This window comes from Mesorhizobium sp. PAMC28654 (assembly GCF_020616515.1).
Classification (GTDB): Bacteria; Pseudomonadota; Alphaproteobacteria; order Rhizobiales; family Rhizobiaceae; genus Mesorhizobium.
In genome coordinates this window covers 6,459,844-6,477,172 of the sequence record NZ_CP085135.1, presented here as the reverse complement: position 1 = coordinate 6,477,172, position 17,329 = coordinate 6,459,844, and the positions used below count along the sequence as shown (strand labels likewise).

The 17,329-nt window shown below is 62.6% G+C and carries 14 protein-coding genes and 2 pseudogenes; 4 read left to right on the top strand and 12 right to left on the bottom strand.

What is annotated here, in order from left to right:
- Window positions 1-93: 93 nt before the first annotated feature.
- From preA to LGH82_RS32065, 3 genes are read right to left on the bottom strand one after another with little or no spacing between them, the layout of a single operon-like run.
- Complete coding sequence (preA, locus tag LGH82_RS32075) at window positions 94-1,407, bottom strand: NAD-dependent dihydropyrimidine dehydrogenase subunit PreA (protein ID WP_227346531.1); 1,314 nt, start codon at window positions 1,405-1,407, stop codon at window positions 94-96.
- Between the two features lie 12 nt (window positions 1,408-1,419).
- Complete coding sequence (locus LGH82_RS32070; protein ID WP_227346530.1) at window positions 1,420-2,262, bottom strand: class I SAM-dependent methyltransferase; 843 nt, start codon at window positions 2,260-2,262, stop codon at window positions 1,420-1,422.
- Window positions 2,263-2,267: 5 nt separating this feature from the next.
- The gene (locus LGH82_RS32065) at window positions 2,268-3,623 is read right to left on the bottom strand and encodes an NAD(P)-dependent oxidoreductase (RefSeq protein ID WP_227346529.1); all 1,356 of its coding nucleotides are present in this window, start codon (window positions 3,621-3,623) and stop codon (window positions 2,268-2,270) included.
- A 232-nt stretch (window positions 3,624-3,855) separates the two neighbouring features.
- Between LGH82_RS32065 and LGH82_RS32060 the strand changes: the two genes are divergently transcribed.
- Window positions 3,856-4,266, top strand: coding sequence for a hypothetical protein (locus LGH82_RS32060; protein WP_227346528.1), 411 nt, complete (start codon window positions 3,856-3,858; stop codon window positions 4,264-4,266).
- Window positions 4,267-4,429: 163 nt separating this feature from the next.
- Complete coding sequence (locus LGH82_RS32055) at window positions 4,430-5,206, top strand: VOC family protein (protein WP_227346527.1); 777 nt, start codon at window positions 4,430-4,432, stop codon at window positions 5,204-5,206.
- A gap of 63 nt (window positions 5,207-5,269) precedes the next feature.
- On the opposite strand, the gene LGH82_RS32050 is transcribed toward LGH82_RS32055, so the two are convergent.
- On the bottom strand, window positions 5,270-5,758 hold the full coding sequence (locus LGH82_RS32050; protein WP_227346526.1) for a hypothetical protein: 489 nt from the start codon (window positions 5,756-5,758) through the stop codon (window positions 5,270-5,272).
- A 200-nt stretch (window positions 5,759-5,958) separates the two neighbouring features.
- Between LGH82_RS32050 and LGH82_RS32045 the strand changes: the two are divergent.
- A pseudogene (locus LGH82_RS32045) lies at window positions 5,959-6,350 on the top strand (DoxX family protein).
- A 17-nt stretch (window positions 6,351-6,367) separates the two neighbouring features.
- Here LGH82_RS32045 and LGH82_RS32040 read toward each other — a convergent pair.
- The 5 genes and pseudogenes from LGH82_RS32040 to LGH82_RS32020 all read right to left on the bottom strand — a co-directional run bounded on the left by LGH82_RS32040 (window position 6,368) and on the right by LGH82_RS32020 (window position 11,474).
- Window positions 6,368-6,688 (bottom strand): hypothetical protein, encoded by a 321-nt coding sequence (locus tag LGH82_RS32040; protein ID WP_227346525.1) that lies wholly within the window; start codon window positions 6,686-6,688, stop codon window positions 6,368-6,370.
- Window positions 6,636-6,983: a class I SAM-dependent methyltransferase gene (locus tag LGH82_RS32035; protein WP_413771487.1), complete on the bottom strand. Its 348-nt coding sequence runs from the start codon at window positions 6,981-6,983 to the stop codon at window positions 6,636-6,638. The genes LGH82_RS32040 and LGH82_RS32035 overlap by 53 nt, the downstream gene beginning before the upstream one ends.
- Window positions 6,984-7,175 carry a hypothetical protein gene (locus LGH82_RS32030; protein WP_227346523.1) on the bottom strand — a complete coding sequence of 64 codons (192 nt, stop codon included), beginning with the start codon at window positions 7,173-7,175 and terminating at the stop codon, window positions 6,984-6,986. It abuts the gene before it with no gap.
- Between the two features lie 90 nt (window positions 7,176-7,265).
- Window positions 7,266-9,691, bottom strand: a pseudogene (locus LGH82_RS32025) (GcvT family protein).
- A 244-nt stretch (window positions 9,692-9,935) separates the two neighbouring features.
- The gene (locus LGH82_RS32020) at window positions 9,936-11,474 is read right to left on the bottom strand and encodes a trimethylamine methyltransferase family protein (RefSeq protein ID WP_227346522.1); all 1,539 of its coding nucleotides are present in this window, start codon (window positions 11,472-11,474) and stop codon (window positions 9,936-9,938) included.
- 216 nt (window positions 11,475-11,690) lie between these two features.
- On the opposite strand from LGH82_RS32020, the gene LGH82_RS32015 reads away from it, so the two are divergent.
- Window positions 11,691-12,281: a transglycosylase SLT domain-containing protein gene (locus LGH82_RS32015; protein ID WP_227346521.1), complete on the top strand. Its 591-nt coding sequence runs from the start codon at window positions 11,691-11,693 to the stop codon at window positions 12,279-12,281.
- Window positions 12,282-12,304: 23 nt separating this feature from the next.
- Here LGH82_RS32015 and LGH82_RS32010 read toward each other — a convergent pair whose 3' ends face one another.
- The 3 genes from LGH82_RS32010 to LGH82_RS32000 are packed head-to-tail and all read right to left on the bottom strand — an operon-like array spanning window position 12,305 to window position 17,284.
- Complete coding sequence (locus LGH82_RS32010) at window positions 12,305-15,028, bottom strand: dipeptide ABC transporter ATP-binding protein (RefSeq protein ID WP_413771411.1); 2,724 nt, start codon at window positions 15,026-15,028, stop codon at window positions 12,305-12,307.
- 51 nt (window positions 15,029-15,079) lie between these two features.
- Complete coding sequence (locus tag LGH82_RS32005; protein WP_227346520.1) at window positions 15,080-16,237, bottom strand: ABC transporter permease; 1,158 nt, start codon at window positions 16,235-16,237, stop codon at window positions 15,080-15,082.
- Window positions 16,238-16,249: 12 nt separating this feature from the next.
- Window positions 16,250-17,284, bottom strand: a complete 1,035-nt coding sequence (locus tag LGH82_RS32000; RefSeq protein WP_227346519.1) for an ABC transporter permease — start codon at window positions 17,282-17,284, stop codon at window positions 16,250-16,252.
- Window positions 17,285-17,329 lie beyond the last annotated feature (45 nt).

Sequence of the window (17,329 nt, the reverse complement as noted above, 5' to 3'; positions counted from 1 at the left end):
TGGATATCTTTTATCGTGGATAATTTTTATCCGCAATAGGAAAATGAAAAAGCGGCGCCCGAAGACGCTGCTTTTTTCCTCGAGTGTCTGCCCCTACTCCGCAGCCACCTTGGCCATCGGATTGTTCGGATGCGTGGTCCAATTGGCGTAGATCGGCGACACTGGCTTGCCGGTACGCTCATCCATCGCGCCAACCGCCAGTGGCTCCATGGTGATACAGTTCTCGACCGGGCAGACATTGACGCACAGATTGCAGCCGACGCACTCGGCCTCTATCACCTCGAAGTGCCTGACGCCGTCGACCATGCTGGTGATCGCCTGGTGCGAAGTGTCCTCGCAGGCGATGTGGCAGCGGCCGCATTTGATGCAGGCGTCCTGGTCGATACGCGCCTTGGCGATGTAGTTGAGGTTGAGATACTGCCAATCGGTGACGTTGGGCGTGGCGCGGCCGATGATGTCGTCGAGCGAGGCATGCCCCTTCTCGTCCATCCAGTCTTCCAGACCGGCGATCATCTCCTGCACGATCTTGAAGCCGTAGGTCATCGCCGCCGTGCACACCTGCACATTGCCGGCGCCGAGCGCCATGAATTCGGCGGCGTCGCGCCATGTGGTGATGCCGCCTATGCCGGATATCGGCAGACCGCGGGTTTCCGGATCACGCGCGATCTCGGCAACCATGTTCATGGCGATCGGCTTCACCGCAGGTCCGCAATAGCCGCCATGCGAGCCCTTGCCGTCGATGGTGGGCTCCGGCGCGAAGCTGTCGAGATTGACGCCGGTGATCGAGTTGATGGTGTTGATCAGCGACACCGCGTCGGTGCCGCCGGCATGCGCTGCCCGCGCCGGCTTGCGGATGTCGGTGATGTTGGGCGTCAGCTTGGTGATGACGGGCATGCGCGTGTACTGCTTGCACCAGCGCACCACCATTTCGATATATTCCGGCACCTGGCCGACGGCCGCACCCATGCCGCGCTCCGACATGCCGTGCGGGCAGCCGAAATTGAGCTCGATGCCATCGGCCTCCGTCTCCTCGACCAGCGGCAGGATGGCTTTCCAGCTCTCCTCTTCGCAGGGCACCATGATCGAGGCGATGAGGGCGCGATCGGGCCAATCCATCTTGACCTGCTTCATCTCGCGCAGATTGGTCTGCAGGTCACGATCGGTGATCAACTCGATGTTGTTGAGACCGAGCAGCCGGCGGTCGGCGCCCCAGATCGCGCCGTAGCGCGGGCCGTTGACGTTGACGACTGGAGGGCCCTCCTCGCCCAGCGTCTTCCAGACGACACCGCCCCACCCTGCCTTGAAGGCGCGGATGACATTGTAGGCCTTGTCGGTCGGCGGCGCCGAAGCCAGCCAGAACGGATTTGGCGATTTGATGCCGACGAAATTATTGCGGATGTCAGCCATGACAGGTCCCTTTCAGCCGAGACGAAGGAGCAATTCCACGGGTGCAAGAATGCCGCCTTCAAGCGCGGCGGTGAGATTGGCGATCTTGGTGCGGGCCTCGTCGCCCATGATGAGACCAACGCCGGGAGGTGGCTTCTTGCCTTCCGCTTGCGCGGCGGCCATCCGGCCACGCATCGTGGCAAAGAACTCGATGGCGAAGGCGCCGCGCGGGCGCTCGGCGATCACGGAGAACCCTGAAGCAGCGGCGGCGGAACGATAGTCATCAGGTGTGGCGACGAAGGATATCGCCGGGGTCGATGCCCACGGCAACGGGAAGGTCAGCGCTCCGTCTTTCAGGCGCATCACATCATAGACGGCGAAGACGCCGCCCGGCCGCAGCACGCGCGCGGCCTCGCTCATCAGCTTGTTCTTGTCGGGAAGGTTCATGCCGACATGCAGGATCATCGCAGCGTCGAAGCTGGCATTGCCGAATGGCATCTCCAGCGCGCTACCCTGCACGAACCGGGTTTTGTCAGCCATTCCCACCCGCTTTGACAGGCCGGTCGCGATATCGACATAGCTTTGCGTCAGGTCGATGCCGGTGACGTTGACGCCGGCGCTGTTGGCGACAAAACGGGCCGGACCGCCAACACCGGACCCAATATCGAGAAGCTCAACCGCCGGCTTCAGCCCCATCTGCTCGACCAATGCCTTGGTGGCCGCCACGCCGCCAATGTGGAATTCGTCGACCGCTTCGAGATCGCTGGCGCGCGGATGGGCAACATCCACGCCCATATCGGCGAGCGCGGCAATCATCCGCTGCTCCAGACCCGATACGTCGTAGTGACGGGCGATGCCCGGTTCCACCGAGGCCATGATCCTTATCCCTGCGTCAGACTCCTGTTGATACTCTCCGCCGCGTCGCGGCCCTGCGCCACGGCCGAGACCGTCAGGTCGTCGCCACCAAAGATGCAGTCGCCGCCGGCCCATACGTTGGCCAGCGACGTGCGCCCTTCCGCATCGACCTTGATGCGGCCGGCTTCGAGGTCGATCGATGCGCCACTGCAATTGAGCGCCGCCGGGACAAAGCTCTGGCCGATGGCCTTGAACACCTGGTCGGCAATGAGCGTCAGTGTCTCGCCGGTGCCGGCAAGTCTGTCGCCATTCATGGCTGTGTATTCGACTTCGATGGCGCTGACTTTACCCCCTTCGGCAATCACCCGCTTCGGCTGCAGCCAGTGGCGGATGGTGACGCCGTTGGCGGCGGCCAGATCCTGCTCGAATTCGGAAGCGTTCATATGCTCCTGGCCGCGACGGTAGCAGATCGTCACCTCCTCGGCGCCAAGCAGTTTTGATTGCACCGCCGCGTCGATCGCGGTCATGCCGCCGCCGATGACAACGACACGCCGGCCAACGGGCAGGCCGGACAGATCGCTGGCCTGGCGCAACTCCGCTATGAACTCCACCGCATTGGTAACGCCGTCGGTGTCCTCGCCATCGGCGCGCAGCGCGTTGACGCCGCCAAGCCCCATGCCGAGAAACACCGCATCGTAATTGCGGATCAGGTCGGCGAGCTGGTAGTCGCGGCCGAGCGCCTTGCCGTTCTGGATGTCGATGCCACCGATCGCGGTCACGTAGTCGACCTCGGCCTGGGCGAAATTGTCGACGCTCTTGTAGGCGGCGATGCCATATTCGTTGAGGCCGCCAGCCTTCGGGCGCGCTTCCAGGATGGTCACTTCATGGCCATGGCGGGCGAGCCGATGGGCGGCGGCAAGGCCGGCCGGACCGGCGCCGACCACCGCAACCGTCTTCCCCGTCGGCGTGGCGCGCTGATAGAACTGCTTGTTCTCGGCCATGGCAACGTCGGTGGCGTAGCGCTGCAGGCGGCCGATCTGCACCGGCTTGCCTTCGGCGATCTCGCGCACGCAGACTTCCTCGCACAATGTCTCGGTGGGGCAGACGCGGGCGCACATGCCGCCAAGGATGTTCTGGTCGAAGATCGTCTTGGCCGAACCAATCGGATTGCCGGTCGAGATCTGGCGGATGAACAGGGGAATGTCGATCGAGGTCGGGCATGCATTCATGCACGGCGCGTCGTAACAGAAATAGCAGCGGTCGGATTCGACCAGCGCCTCGTGACGATCGAGCGGCGGATGCAGGTCGGAAAAATTGTCCGCGTACTGGTCGGCCGAAAGCCGGCCGCCGGCGATGCCTTCCTTGAACTGGCCCTCTGGCATTCTCAGTTCCCCTTGTTTTCGTTTTGGGGAAGGCTAGCACGTTTTATTTTTTTATCAAATGGTCAATTTTCAGCCTAAGCCATTGAAATATAGCGATAATAACATGATAAAAATGATCATGTTTTCCGTCCATTGCCCTCCAATGAAGGCAACCAAGTAGCGACAAGCTGTTCCAAGCGCGCACCGGATGGTAGGCGCTTGAGCACGGTGCGCGGCATAAGAGGAGAAGGTGATGACCAATGATCAGGAGACTGTTCAGCGTTGGGAGCCTCTGGAAGATTTACCTCAGACTGCCTGTCAGGTGTGGCGTCTGCGATCCGACAACTACTTTGAACTGACGGTCGAAGGTGACTTTTTCGTCGAGGCGTCCGAACGGACCCTCAAGATCGACTTTCATGGAGTGCTAGCCCTTTCAGCTAATGACGACATGCGGGGACTGGTCAACATCCGCGCTGACAGCTCGGTCCCGTTGATTGGCTCTGGCAGCCAAGCCTCCTATAGATGGCCCATCCTCCGGGTAGAGAACTCGCACTGGTTGCGATCAATCCCGGGTCCGGCAGAAGACTGTTCGCATTTTCTATTGCTCAGTCTCGAATGCACGGTTGAGGTAATTGCTCGTGAAGCCATAGTTGCGTGGATGTGACCACCCGTTGAGCACCACGCCTAGCCGCAAGCGCTCCGAAGCGCGGAACGAACCGGCGGCCGGCCGTTGGATTTTCCCGGCCAATGTCGGATTTCCGTCGCGAAGATCGTCCTAGGATGGATCGAACCCCCGATCGACAACTGGAAACGTGAGGAGCCCGACAATGCCGAAGTCCCCGATGCCCTTCTTCTGGTATGAGTTGATGACCACCGATCTCGATGCCGCCGAGGCGTTCTACACAGCCGTCGTCGGCTGGAAGGCTGAAGCCTTCGACAAGGCGCCCGGCATGCCCCGCTACATCGTGGTCAATGCAGGTGATCGCGGCGTCGGCGGGCTGATGACCATGCCGGAAGACGCCACCAAGATGGGCATGCTGCCGGCCTGGATCGGCTACATCCACACCAAGGACATCGATGCCTCGACGCAATCCCTGAAGAAGGCCGGCGGCGCGGTGCATCGCGACCCCGACGACATCCCCGGCGTCGGCCGCTTCGCCGTGGTCGCCGATCCGCAAGGCGCGACGTTCATGTTCCTGCAGCCCAACGGTCCGGACCAGCCGGCGGTGCCGGCAACCACCCCCGGCCATATCGGCTGGCATGAACTTTTCACAAGCGACTGGAAGGCCGCCTTCGATTTCTATGCCAGTGAGTTCGGCTGGGCCAAGTCCAGTGAATTCGACATGGGCGAGATGGGCATCTACCTGATCTTCACGGCCGGCCCTGAATCCGGCGGCGGCATGATGAACAAGCCCGCGCAGATCCCCGTCCCCGTCTGGCAGTTCTATTTCAACGTCGAGGGCATCGATGCGGCAGCCAAGCGCGTCACCGACAATAGCGGCAAGGTGCTGATGGGCCCGATGGAGGTTCCGACCGGCCAGTGGATCGTCCAGTGCCAGGACCCGCAAGGCGCGCATTTCGCGCTTCTGGCGCCGGTACGCTGAACCGACCCTATCTTGGGTAAATCTCATCGCGCCGCCCGGTGCGATGAGAGAGACGTCCGGGATTCATTCCGGCGCCAGCACCGCGACCTTGATGCTCCGGTCCTTCGCGCCACTGAGTTGAATGGTAGCCGGACCGGCCGACAGCTTGAAACGAATGCTCTTGCGAATGCCGGCGCAGGTTTTTGCAGCGCTATACCCTACCGACTTCGTCGTACGGTCGTCTTGGACGACATCGATCCAGGCCTCACCGGAGAGGCTTATCTGCAGTTCTCCTTCAGGCGGCACTGCCACGTTTGCTGTCGCACCGAACGTGCCGGCTGCCGGCGCGCGCTGCGGCGGAACAGTGAAGCTGATCGTGTCGACCGGAACCAATGTTACATCGGCAGCCTCGCCGACCGCCAGGAAGACGCCAGGCTGCGCGGCTGGCGCCGCGGCAAACAGTGCCTGCTCGCGTGTAACCGGCCATTTGAAAGCAGCACAGCCGGCATCGGCCGCCTTGGCGAAGCCGGTGCCTGCAAGGATTGCGAGCAAGCTCATGACGACTTTTTTCATGACAAAGGGAACTCGTATGGTTTGAACATCCAAACAAGGATACAACCATAACGGTAATATTGCAACCCTAAGGAGAGTGAATATGGCCGGACCCGAGACATTTCCAATCACCGATTGTTGATGGCACGCCGGGGGAAGTGAATGGTCCATTGCCGGGCGATAATCTATGGCCGGTCCGGGAGAGGTAAATGGAGTTTTAGATGAAGCTTTTCGAAAGCCTTTCGAGATACCAGCCTCAGGCCCTTGGCGTTCTGCGCATCATGACCGCGCTGCAGTTCATCGAACACGGCTCCCAGAAACTGTTCAATTTCCCTGTGGCCGCACAACCCCATGCTCTCGCCAGCCTGTCGCTGACGGCGGGCATCCTCGAATTCGCCGGCGGCATCCTGCTGGCGCGGGGCTGTTCACCCGGCCGGTCGCGTTTCTTCTGGCCGGCGAAATGGCGATCGCCTACTTCATGGCGCACATGCCGCACAGCTTCTTCCCAGTCAACAACAGCGGCGATGCGGCGGTCTCCTTCTGCTTCATCTTCCTCTATCTGGTGTTTGCCGGCGCCGGCGCCTTCGCGCTGGACAACCGCGGCGCCTCGTAAACGGCTGTATCAAATCTTCACGCCGTCTTGCGCGCAACCACGCCGGCGAAGGCGATGAAGCCGAAAAACGCGCCGGCCTCGACGCGCCGTCGCGCCGCTTGCTTCAATCCGTCGGCGAGTGCTGTATCGAGTCGCTTCTCACCGGCAAGGATGTCGGCACCTCGGTCTACCAGCGTCAGCATGTAATCGACATCGGTGGTCTGGGCATAGCCGTAGCTTTCGAAGGTCTCGACGACAAACCCTCCTGATGCAGCCAGCAGCGGCAGCCGGCGCGTCAGCCAGCGGTCATGGACCAGGGGCCCCCACCGCGGCCTCGACGCAATCCTGCAGCGGATCATGATCGCCGGTGGCGACGGTCGCGGTTGCGTAATCGCCGTCGAAGACAGCCAGCAAGCCACCGGGGCGTAGCACGCGCAGCGCTTCGACCAGGGCTTTTTCTGGGCCGGGCACGTGGGTCAGGCAGGTATGGAAGACGACCACATCGAACGAATGGTCTTCCAGCGGCAAGTCGCGCGCATCGCCCTCGACGAAGCTGAGATTGGGAATAGAAGAGCCAAGCTCCCTCGCCTTGGCCAGGAATATCGGTGACGGGTCGATGCCGACCACCTCGCCGACCCCTGGCCAGCGCGCCAGTTAGCGGCATACCGGCCCAGAGCCGCAGCCGACTTCCAGCACACGCGCCTTTTCGGGAAAATCAACCTTTGAGATGAAATCCCGGCGGATCGCCTTCAGGCGCGGATCGGCGGCCCGCACTTCCATGGCGTTGACGAGCACGGCGACAACCGCCGGATCGGCGGCTGTGATCTGCGAATAGACATCGGGCATGGCGGACCTGCAAGCATCGCGGGCCTCTTGCCACGCCGCGACATCATACCGAAAGGCTGCCAGCGGAAGTAGGCCAGCAGCCTCGCCTTGCTAGCCACGCATCCGTTCGAAATTGGCATCAAACAGCGGCGCCGCCTGCATACGCGCTGCGTGACGCTTGCCGAGAAGCTCGATCTCGAAACCTTCACTCTCCTCCGCGATCTCCTTCGGCACATAGCCCAAGGCGACCGATTTTTTCGAATGATGCGCGTAACCGCCAGATGTCACCCAGCCGCGCACCGCGCCACCGAACCAGATCGGCTCGTCGCCGATGACATCGGCATCTTGCGTCTCGACGATGAAGGCACGCAGGCGCAGCTTGCCGCCCTGCTTGCGCTCGGCCAGCGCTGCCGCCTTGCCGACGAAATCCGCCTCCTTGCCATAGGCGACGAAGCGGTCGAGCCCGGCTTCGAGCGGCCCGTAGATCGGCCGGTATTCGCGTCCCCATGAGCCATAATTCTTTTCCAGCCGCAGCGCGTTGAGCGCACGCGAGCCGAACAGGCCGATGCAGAATTCCGCGCCCGCGGCCATCAGAGCCTGATAGGCAGCGCGCTGATATTCCGGCGCCACCCAGATCTCGTAGCCGAGATCGCCGGTGTAGCTGACGCGGCCGACTAGGCACGGCGCCATGCCAATATCCATCCGGCCGATGGCCATGAACGGAAATACAGCATTGGACACGTCCGAGCGCGTGACCTTTGCCAGCACATCGCGCGCTTTGGGTCCGGCAATCGACAGGCCCGTAAGCTTGGCGCCGAGCGCCTCGACGCGGACCGAGCCATCGTCTGGAAAATGCTTCTCGAACCAGCGCATATGATACTGCTCGGCAATGCCGGAGCCGGCCAGGAACCAGCCTTCATCACCGAGATTGGCCAGCGTGAAATCGCCGATCAGCCTGCCGTCTTCCTTCAGCATCGGCGCCAGCGTCATGCGGCCGGGCTTCGGCAGTTTGCAGGCCAGCATCCGGTCGAGCCATGCCGCCGCGCCCTCGCCCGTCACCTTGTATTTGGCGAAGCTCGAAATCTCCGACAGGCCGACACCTTCGCGAACAGTCGCGACCTCCTTCGCAACCTGGGTGAAATCGCTGGAACGCCGCCAGGAGAACTCGTCCTTGACGCCTTCGGGTGCGTACCACAGCGGCACCTCAAGCCCGTAGGCAACGCCAAACTGCGCTCCCTCCGCCGACAACAAATCGTATATGGGCTCGTCTTCAGCGGCCGCCCGGCGGGCAACTCCTCATTGGGGAAGCGGATCGAAAACCGCCGCGAATAGTTCTCGCGCACCTTGGCATTGGTGTAGGCCATCGTCGCCCAGTCGCCATAGCGCGCGACATCCATGGCCCAGATGTCGGCGCCGGGATCGCCCTCGATCATCCAGTTGGACAGTGCCAGCCCGACGCCGCCGCCCTGTGAAAAACCGGCCATGACGCCGCAGGCCACCCAGAAACCAGGCAGGCCGCGCACCGGCCCGACCAGCGGGTTGCCGTCCGGCGCGAAGGTGAAGGGGCCGTTGATGATCTGCTTGATGCCGGTGTTCTGGAACGCCGGGAAATGCCGGAAACCAACCTCCAGCGACGGCGCGATGCGATCAATGTCCGGCTCCAGCAATTCATGGCCGAAGTTCCACGGCGTCTGGTATTCGGACCACGGCTTGTTGGCCTTCTCATAGGTCCCCATCAGCATGCCGCCGCGCTCCTGGCGCAGATAGAGCTCACCGTCGAAATCGACCGCATGGATGATCTCCGTGCCGGTCTTGGCGTTCCAGGCGGCGACCTCCGGCATGTCCTCGGTGATCAGGTACATGTGCTCCATGGCCAGCACCGGCAGTTCCAGGCCGACCATGCGGCCGACCTCGCGCGCCCACAGGCCGCCGGCATTGACGACATGCTCGGCCACCACCTCGCCCTTGTTGGTGATGACGCGCCACATTCCGTCAGGGCGCCGCACGATGTCCTCGACCTTGGAGAAGCGTTCGACCTCGGCGCCCAGCTTGCGCGCCGCCTTGGCATAGGCATGGGTGACGCCGGACGGATCGAGATGGCCGTCCTCGGTGTTTCTGACGGCGCCAACGAACTGCTTGGGGTCGAGCAGCGGCATCAGTTCCGCCGCCTCTTTGGGTGAGATCTCCTCGAGGTCGATGCCGAGATAGCGACCCTTGGCGACGACGCCGCGCAGCCAGTCGAGCCGCGCCTCGGTCGCCGCCAGCAGCACGCCGCCGGTCAGGTGCACACCTGTCGCCTGTCCCGACAGTTCCTCGATCTCCTTGTAGAGCGAGATCGTGTATTTCTGCAGCTTGGCGACATTGGGATCGCCATTGATGGTGTGCATGCCGCCGGCCGCGTGCCAGGTCGAGCCGGACGTCAGTTCGTCGCGTTCCAGCAGCACCACGTCGGTCCAGCCGTGGCGGGCGAGATGGAACAGCACCGAGCATCCGACGACACCGCCGCCGATGACCACGACCTTTGCATGCGATTTCATGGGTTCTTCTCGTTATTTCAGTGAGTTGGATGGGGGAGATGAATCGGGATGGGAGGAGCCAAGCCGCCCCCTTCTGTCCTGCCGGACATCTCCCCCTCAAGGGGGGAGATCAGCAGCAGATGCGCCGCCGATCTCTTTTCAAAGTCGGTGATTGGCGAAGGAAGACGTGACAGCCAATCTCCCCCCTTGAGGGGGAGATGTCCGGCAGGACAGAGGGGGGTGCACGCGCGCAGACCTGCCATCATCACGGCTCGCCCTGCCCGATCGCTTCCCGGCGCTTGGCCATGTAAGCCTCCAGCGCCTCGCGCACGGCTATATCCATCACCGGCTCGACATAGTCTTCCAGCGCCTTCTTCCACAGCCGCGTCGCCCGCGCCGTGGCATCAAGACCGCCGGCTTCCTGCCAGGCCTCGTAATTCTGCCAGTTGGACAGCATCGGCTGGTAGAACGCCGTGGCGTAGCGCTCCAGCGTGTGCGGCTCGCCAAAGAAGTGACCACCTGTCGGCACGGCACCCAGCGCCTCGACGGCAAGCTCGGCCTCGTTGACCTCGATCGGGCGCAGGAACTCCATCATGTGCTGGATCATCTCGACATCGATGATGAATTTTTCGAACGACGCCGTCAGCCCGCCCTCCTGCCAGCCGGCGGCGTGGTAGACGAGATTGCCGTGGCCAAGCACCGCGCCCCACAGCGCCATCAGCGTCTCATAGGCGCCTTGCGCGTCGGCGGCGTTGGAGGCCGAGCCGGGCGTCGTGCGGTAGGGCAGCCGGTAGCGCCGCGCCAGTTGCCCGGAAGCGACGTTGGCCTTGGTGTTCTCCGGCGTGCCGAAGGCCGGCGCGCCCGACTTCATGTCGACATTGGAGGTGAAGGCGCCATACATGACCGGCGCGCCTGGCCGCACAAGCTGCGTCAGCACCACGCCGAACAGCGCCTCGGCGTTCTGCTGCGCCAACGCACCGGCCAGCGTCACCGGGCTCATCGCCCCCATCAGCGTGAACGGCGTCACCGCCACCGACTGGCCGAACTCGGCCATGGTCATCAACCCCTCTGCCATCATCTCGTCGAAACGGCGCGGCGAGTTGACGGAAATGATGGTGGTGATGCCGGGATCATCCGCCATCTGGTCCAGCGTCAGCCCGCGTGAAATCGCCATCATCTCGATGCCGTCCAGCGCCCTGCCCCGGCCGATCGCCGAGACGTGGAAACTCTTGTCGGTGAGCGTCAGATTGGCGAAATAGGTGTCGAGATGACGGGAATTCGCCGGCAGTTCCACCGGCGCACAGACCTGGTTGCCAAGCATGTGGATGCAGTTGAAATGCTGCGCCAGCCGGGTCAGGTCCGCATAGTCGCGGAGGTTTCCAGCGCGGCGGCCGCGTTCGATGTCGTGCACATTGGGCGGCCCGGCGACCAGCGTGAAATTGATGGTGTTGCCGCCGAGATGAACGGTGTTGGCCGGATTGCGCGGTGTCAGCGTATAGCTGGAGCGCGTGGTCTTTAGCGCTTCAGTGACCAGGCCGCGATCGATGCGGACATTCGCCGTCGCATGATCGACCCTGGCGCCGGCTTTCTCGAACAGCGCGAGCGCGCGCGGGCTCATCACCTCGATGCCGAAATTCTCCAATATGTGCATCGAGGCCTGGTGGATCGCCTCGATCTGGTCGGCCGACAGCATCGCCATCGGCGGATAGGGATTGGTCACGCGTCGCGGCGGCAATTGCGGGATGGCCGATGGCCCCCTGTTGCTGGTGCGCTCGGCGCCGCGCTTGCGTCTGGGTTCATTCATGCGGACATCAAAGCCCCGGCGTGATGATCGGGCTGTCAGGAATTCGCCATTTGCGGGCGTGATTTTAGCCAAGGCGGCATATTTTCGAGACGGATAAAGCAAAAGCGACACAAGGCGTCGAAATACTCTTCATCGATCCGCCAAAGCCGAAGCGCCCCGTCAGCGTTAACGGACGCGGAAAGATTCCCTTTATGTTTTCGGCCTAAAGCTGTCCCAATGCGTAGGTCGAGTTTTAGTAAAATTGTCGCGGTTTCCGTACTGCTGGCGCTGTCGGCCTGCGCCACGGCGCCAAGCCATATCAACAATGTCTGCGCCGTCTTCGACCAGAATGACGGCTGGTTCGACAATTGGCAGTCGGCGGCCGAACGCACGCAGCAGAAATACGGCGTGCCGGTTCCCGTGCTGATGGCAACGGTGCGCAAGGAATCCGGCTTCAAGAGCAATGCCCGGCCGCCACGCACCAAGCTTCTGGGCTTCATTCCGTGGAAGCATGTTTCCAGCGCCACCGGCTTCTCGCAGGCGCTGGATGGCACCTGGTCGCAATATCAGAGCGAAACCGGCAACTGGGCGGCGCGGCGCACCAAATTCGCCGATGCCGTCGACTTCGTCGGCTGGTATCATTCCAAGACCGCCGACACCTATGGCGTCGCCCGCAACGACACCTACAATCTCTACCTGGCCTACTATCTCGGCTGGACCGCCTACGGCCGCGGCAATCGAGGTGACGCCGGTGTGCAGGGCTATGCGCGAGCCACCGAAAAGATGGCGCAGGACTACGCCGTGCAGTTGAAGCAGTGCGGCAACTGACAGAGTTGCCGCACTGAAAAACGTCAGCGCGGCTTCTTGCCAAACACCCTGATGTATTCCGCCTCGCCACCCTCGGCGAGCGCCTTGGCCTGCCTGACCCAGTCGTCACGCTCGATGCGGCCATGGAACTGGATGTGGTGGTCGACCCAATCGCGTTCGGCCTTGTTCCACGCCGCCACCTGCTCGAAGCGATAGATGCCAAGCTCATTCAGGATGACTTCGATCTTCGGGCCGACGCCGGAGATCAACTTGAGATCGTCGGGCTGATCCGGCCTGGCGATGCCTGCCGGGCGATGCCTGTCCGCGGCACCGTCGGCGCTGGCTGCATCGTTCTCGCTACCCGCGCTGCCAACGGCAGGGGCAACCCTGGCGTTCTCCGCCTGGCGGCCCTCGCCAAGTATTCTCGAGGTGAACGGCGCGGATGTGGCGTTGTCATCCGTCGCCGGTCCACCGGTTTCCGAAATCTCGTCGCGAACTTCATGACGGCGGGCCTGCGAAACGGCTTCAGCATCCTCGGCAGCCTGCCCAATCGCATCAGCCTCCGCGCTAGCCGTCTTGCCGTGCGGCCGGTTCGGAGGTGTGCCTGCGAAACCTGGTCCAGCCCCTTCCGACGCGTCTTCCGGCACGCCCTCATGGGCCACGTGCTCCTTGTCGAACTTGATAACCGGCTCCATCTTGTCCAGCACATCGTTGGCAAGCCAGCACAGACTCATATGGCCATCGCCGAGATGCTTGACCGGTGGCACTTTCGTCTCGCACAGATTGTCCGGCACCAGCTTCTTGTAGCCGCAGCGCGTCTGGAATGGACAGCCGGACGGCGGGTTCATCGCCGAAGGAATGTCGCCTTCCAGCACAATGTGCCGCTTCACAACGCTGGTGTCGGCGATCGGGATCGCCGACAGCAGCGCCTCGGTATAGGGGTGGTACGGCGGCGCGAAGATCTGGTCGGTCGTGCCTTGCTCGACGATATAGCCGAGATACATCACGACGACGCGGTCGGCGATGTAGCGCACGACCGACAGATCGTGGCTGATGAACAGCATCGTCGTCTTGTTCTTGCGCTGGATGTCCATCAGCAGTTCGGTCACCGCCGCCTGCACCGACACGTCCAGCGCCGAGACCGGCTCGTCGGCCACCACCACCTTGGCATCGCCGGCAAAGGCTCGGGCCACGCCGATGCGCTGCTTCTGGCCGCCTGACAGCTGGCGCGGCTTGCGGGTCTCGAAGGCCCGCGGCAGCTTCACAAGGTCGAGCAGTTCCAGCATGCGCTTGCGGCGATCGGCAACCGTCTTGCCGATATTGAACTTTTCCAGCGTGCGGATGATCTGCGAGCCGACCGAGTGGCTGGGATTGAGCGTGTCGAACGGGTTCTGGAACACCATCTGGATCGACGACACGGTTTCCACGCTGCGCTTCTCGATGCCAGTCGACTGGATCTGCTTGTTACCCAGTGTCACCGTGCCGGCACTTGCCGTCTCCAACCCGAGCAGCACCTTGGCCAGCGTCGACTTTCCGCAGCCGGATTCGCCGACAATGGCGACGGTCTCGGATTCGCGCGCCATGAAGGAGATCGTCTCATTGGCCTTGACGACGCGGCCCTCGCTCGAGCCAAACACCTCGCTACCGCCAACCCTGTAGTATTTTCTCAAATCCTCGATCTTGAGCACCGGCGCGCCGGGCACGACGCGCTCATTGACCTTCTTGGCGCCAGGCGGCAGCGCTTCCCAGTCGATCTCGTTGAAGCGCACGCAGCGCGAGAAATGGCCTTCGTGGCCGGCGACCTCGATCATCGGGATTTCGGCGGCGTTGCAGACGCCCTCGACGAAATGGTGGCAGCGCGGGCCGAAATTGCAGCCCTTCGGCCGCTCGTGCGGCAGCGGCAACTGCCCGGGGATCGAAATCAGCGGCCGCGAATTCTTGTCGGCGCCCGGCAGCGGGATCGAGCGGAACAGCCCTTGCGTATAAGGGTGGCGCATCCGGTCGAACACGTCCTTGATCTTGCCGGTCTCCACAGCCTCGCCCGAATACATCACGGTGATGCGGTCGCAGGTCTCCAGGATCAGGCCGAGATTGTGCGACACGAAGATCATCGAGGTGCCGAACTTTTCGCCCAGCCCCTTGACCAGGTCGACGATGCCCGCCTCCACCGTCACGTCGAGCGCCGTCGTCGGCTCATCGAGCAGAAGCAGCGCCGGCTTCGACAGCAGCGCCATGGCAATGACGATGCGCTGCTGCTGGCCGCCGGAGAGCTGGTGCGGATAGGAGCGCATCATGCGCTCGGGGTCGGGCAGCTTGACCGAACGCACCATGTCGAGCGCACGTTTATGAGCCTCTTCCTTCGACACCTTGTCGTGGATCAGCGGCACTTCCATCAGTTGCTGGCCGATCTTCATCGCCGGGTTCAGGCTCGCCATCGGCTCCTGGTAGATCATCGCGATCTTGTTGCCGCGAATGGAGCGCAACTCCTCATCGGAGAGTTCGCCCATGTCCTTGCCCTGGAACTTGATCTTGCCGCCGACGATCTTTCCGATGTTGGAGAGGTCGCGCATGATGCCGAGCGACACGGTCGACTTGCCGCAGCCGGATTCACCAACGATGCCCATCGCCTCGCCAGGCATGACGGTGCAGGAAAAATCCATGACGGCGGGTATCTCACCCTTGCGGGTGAAGAAGGAGATCGACAGGTTCTCGATCTCGATGATCGGCCCATTGGTCGGCTCGGCGGGATTTCGAACTGCCTCGTTCATGGGTCGCTCCAATCCTAATTCTGTCAGGCGCGTCGGGTCGAAACCCGCGGATCAGTCTTTCATCGATTGTTCACGCAGCGAGTCGGCCAAGAGGTTGAGCCCCAGCACGAACGACATCAGCGCGATCGTCGGCGGCAGCGCCGGATGGATGAAGGAGCGCAGCAGTCGGCTGGCGTCCTTGATCGCCGTGCCCCAGTCCGGACTTTCAGGCGCCAGACCAAGGCCGAAATAACCGAGCGTGCCGAGCAGGATGGTGGTGTAGCCGATGCGCAGGCAGGCATCGACGATCAGCGGCCCGCGCGCATTGGGCAGGATCTCCCAAAGCATGATGTACCAGGGAGATTCACCGCGCGTCTGCGCCGCCGCCACATAGTCGCGCGTCTTGATGTCCATCACCAGGCCGCGCACGATGCGGAACACGCCCGGGCTGGAGGCGAACACCACCGCCACGAAGATGTTGAGCTGGTTGGGGTCGATATGGACGATGTGCAGCGGGTCCTTGTCGAAGACGAGGCCGAGGTAGATCCAGCCGCCGATCACCAGGGTCAGGCCGAGCAGGATGTAGATCCGGTCAGGTCGGTTCTTGTAGCGCGTCCAGAACAGCACGCTGAAAAAGATGATCGGAAACAGGAAGAACACCCCGGCCAGCGCATAGGGTATCGGCGTGTCCATGATGCCCGGTGTCACCAGCAGGTAGAACAGCAGGATGACCGGGAAGGCCAGCACGAGGTTGGCGAGGAACGACAGCACCGTGTCGATCTTGCCGCCATAATAGCCCGCGGGCAGACCGAGCGTGATGCCGACCATCAGCGCGAAACCGGTCGCCGCCGGCGCGATGATCAGCACGATCTGGCTGCCATAGACCATGCGTGAAAAGACGTCGCGGGCCAGCTTGTCGCCACCGAACAGATAGACCAGCCCCGATTGCGGCTCGACGGCGCCCGGCAACACGTCCTTCATCACCGGAATCTGGCCGAGCGGATCGAAAGGCGAGATGGTCGAGGCGAAGATTGCCGTGAACAACCAGAACAGGCAGATGGCGACGCCGACGATGCCGACGCCGCTGTCGAACAGCTGGCCGTAGAGCGCCAACTTCTTCTTGTAGGCGAAGCTCGCGCCCATGACGATGGCGAGCGCGACCCAGACCGGCCAGAAGCGCGAGAGCACTTCGAGGACAATGGTGAAGGCGCCGATATATTGGACTTGCATGCGCCTTCTCCCCTACTGAACCCTGATACGCGGATTGAGGAACGCGTAGCCGACGTCGGAAATGAGCTGCGTGATCAGCACGATGAACACCGAAACCAGCGAACAGCCGAGCAACAGGTCGATGTCGTTGTTGCCGGCGGCCTCGACCAGCGTGTAGCCGAACCCCTGGTAGCGGAACATCACCTCGACGATGACGACGCCGGTGAGCAGCCACGGAAACTGCAGCATGATGACGGTGAAGGGCGCGATCAGCGCATTGCGCAGCGCATGCTTGACCACCACGTTGCCGAAGCTAAGTCCCTTCAATCGCGCGGTGCGGATATATTGCTGCGTCATCACCTCGACCATCGAGGCGCGCGTCATGCGCGCGATATAGCCGATGCCGTAGATCGCCAGCGTGATCACCGGCAGCGTGAAATTGTAGAATGTGATGCCCTGGCTCGCCGAAGCGGCCGAGCCGTTCAGCCAGCCGAGCCAGGAAGCAAAGACGACGGTGAAGATGACGCCCGACACATATTCGGGCGTCGCCGTCGAGGCGATCGAGGCCACCGACAGCACGCGGTCGGTGCGCGACCCCTCCCGCATGCCCGCAAGAATGCCGATCAGCAGCGATACCGGCACCATCACCGCCAGCACGCACAGCATCAGGATGCCGGTGGCGCCGAGCGCCGGGAACAGCTTTGCCCCCACCGTGGTCTTGAACTTGGTGGAGCAGCCGAAATCGCCCTGGATGACGCCGGAGAATTTCGGTTCGACCGGGTCGTTGCAGTAGGAGAAGCGCTGCGACGTCTTGCCGGTCGCCGGATCGGTCACCGGCTGCTTGGGCACGATGCCCAGCCACTGGCCATAGCGCACGAAGAAATTCTGGCGATAGCCGTTCTTGACCAGCCAGCTTTCGAGCTGCTCGGCGGAGGTGTGCATTTCCGTCTGGCTGATCGCCAGCTTCTTCAGGTTGGGTTCGAGATTGACGAGGAAGAAGACGACCAGCGTCAGGCACAGCATCGTGAGCAGAATCGTGCCGATGCGTCTGGCTATGAATGAGAACATTGTGCCCCCCTGCCGGCCGGGTTGGGGTCAGATATGGTCAACCCT

Excerpts from the sequence above, each read along its gene's own strand:
- LGH82_RS32000 (WP_227346519.1), bottom strand. The coding sequence starts at position 17,284 with ATGTTCTCATTCATAGCCAGACGCATCGGCACGATTCTGCTCACGATG.
- LGH82_RS32065 (WP_227346529.1), bottom strand. The coding sequence starts at position 3,623 with ATGCCAGAGGGCCAGTTCAAGGAAGGCATCGCCGGCGGCCGGCTTTCG.
- LGH82_RS32010 (WP_413771411.1), bottom strand. The coding sequence starts at position 15,028 with ATGAACGAGGCAGTTCGAAATCCCGCCGAGCCGACCAATGGGCCGATC.
- LGH82_RS32050 (WP_227346526.1), bottom strand. The coding sequence starts at position 5,758 with ATGAAAAAAGTCGTCATGAGCTTGCTCGCAATCCTTGCAGGCACCGGC.
- LGH82_RS32055 (WP_227346527.1), top strand. The coding sequence starts at position 4,430 with ATGCCGAAGTCCCCGATGCCCTTCTTCTGGTATGAGTTGATGACCACC.
- LGH82_RS32005 (WP_227346520.1), bottom strand. The coding sequence starts at position 16,237 with ATGCAAGTCCAATATATCGGCGCCTTCACCATTGTCCTCGAAGTGCTC.
- LGH82_RS32020 (WP_227346522.1), bottom strand. The coding sequence starts at position 11,474 with ATGAATGAACCCAGACGCAAGCGCGGCGCCGAGCGCACCAGCAACAGG.
- LGH82_RS32015 (WP_227346521.1), top strand. The coding sequence starts at position 11,691 with ATGCGTAGGTCGAGTTTTAGTAAAATTGTCGCGGTTTCCGTACTGCTG.
- LGH82_RS32060 (WP_227346528.1), top strand. The coding sequence starts at position 3,856 with ATGACCAATGATCAGGAGACTGTTCAGCGTTGGGAGCCTCTGGAAGAT.
- LGH82_RS32070 (WP_227346530.1), bottom strand. The coding sequence starts at position 2,262 with ATGGCCTCGGTGGAACCGGGCATCGCCCGTCACTACGACGTATCGGGT.
- preA (WP_227346531.1), bottom strand. The coding sequence starts at position 1,407 with ATGGCTGACATCCGCAATAATTTCGTCGGCATCAAATCGCCAAATCCG.
- LGH82_RS32030 (WP_227346523.1), bottom strand. The coding sequence starts at position 7,175 with ATGCCCGATGTCTATTCGCAGATCACAGCCGCCGATCCGGCGGTTGTC.
- LGH82_RS32040 (WP_227346525.1), bottom strand. The coding sequence starts at position 6,688 with ATGATCCGCTGCAGGATTGCGTCGAGGCCGCGGTGGGGGCCCCTGGTC.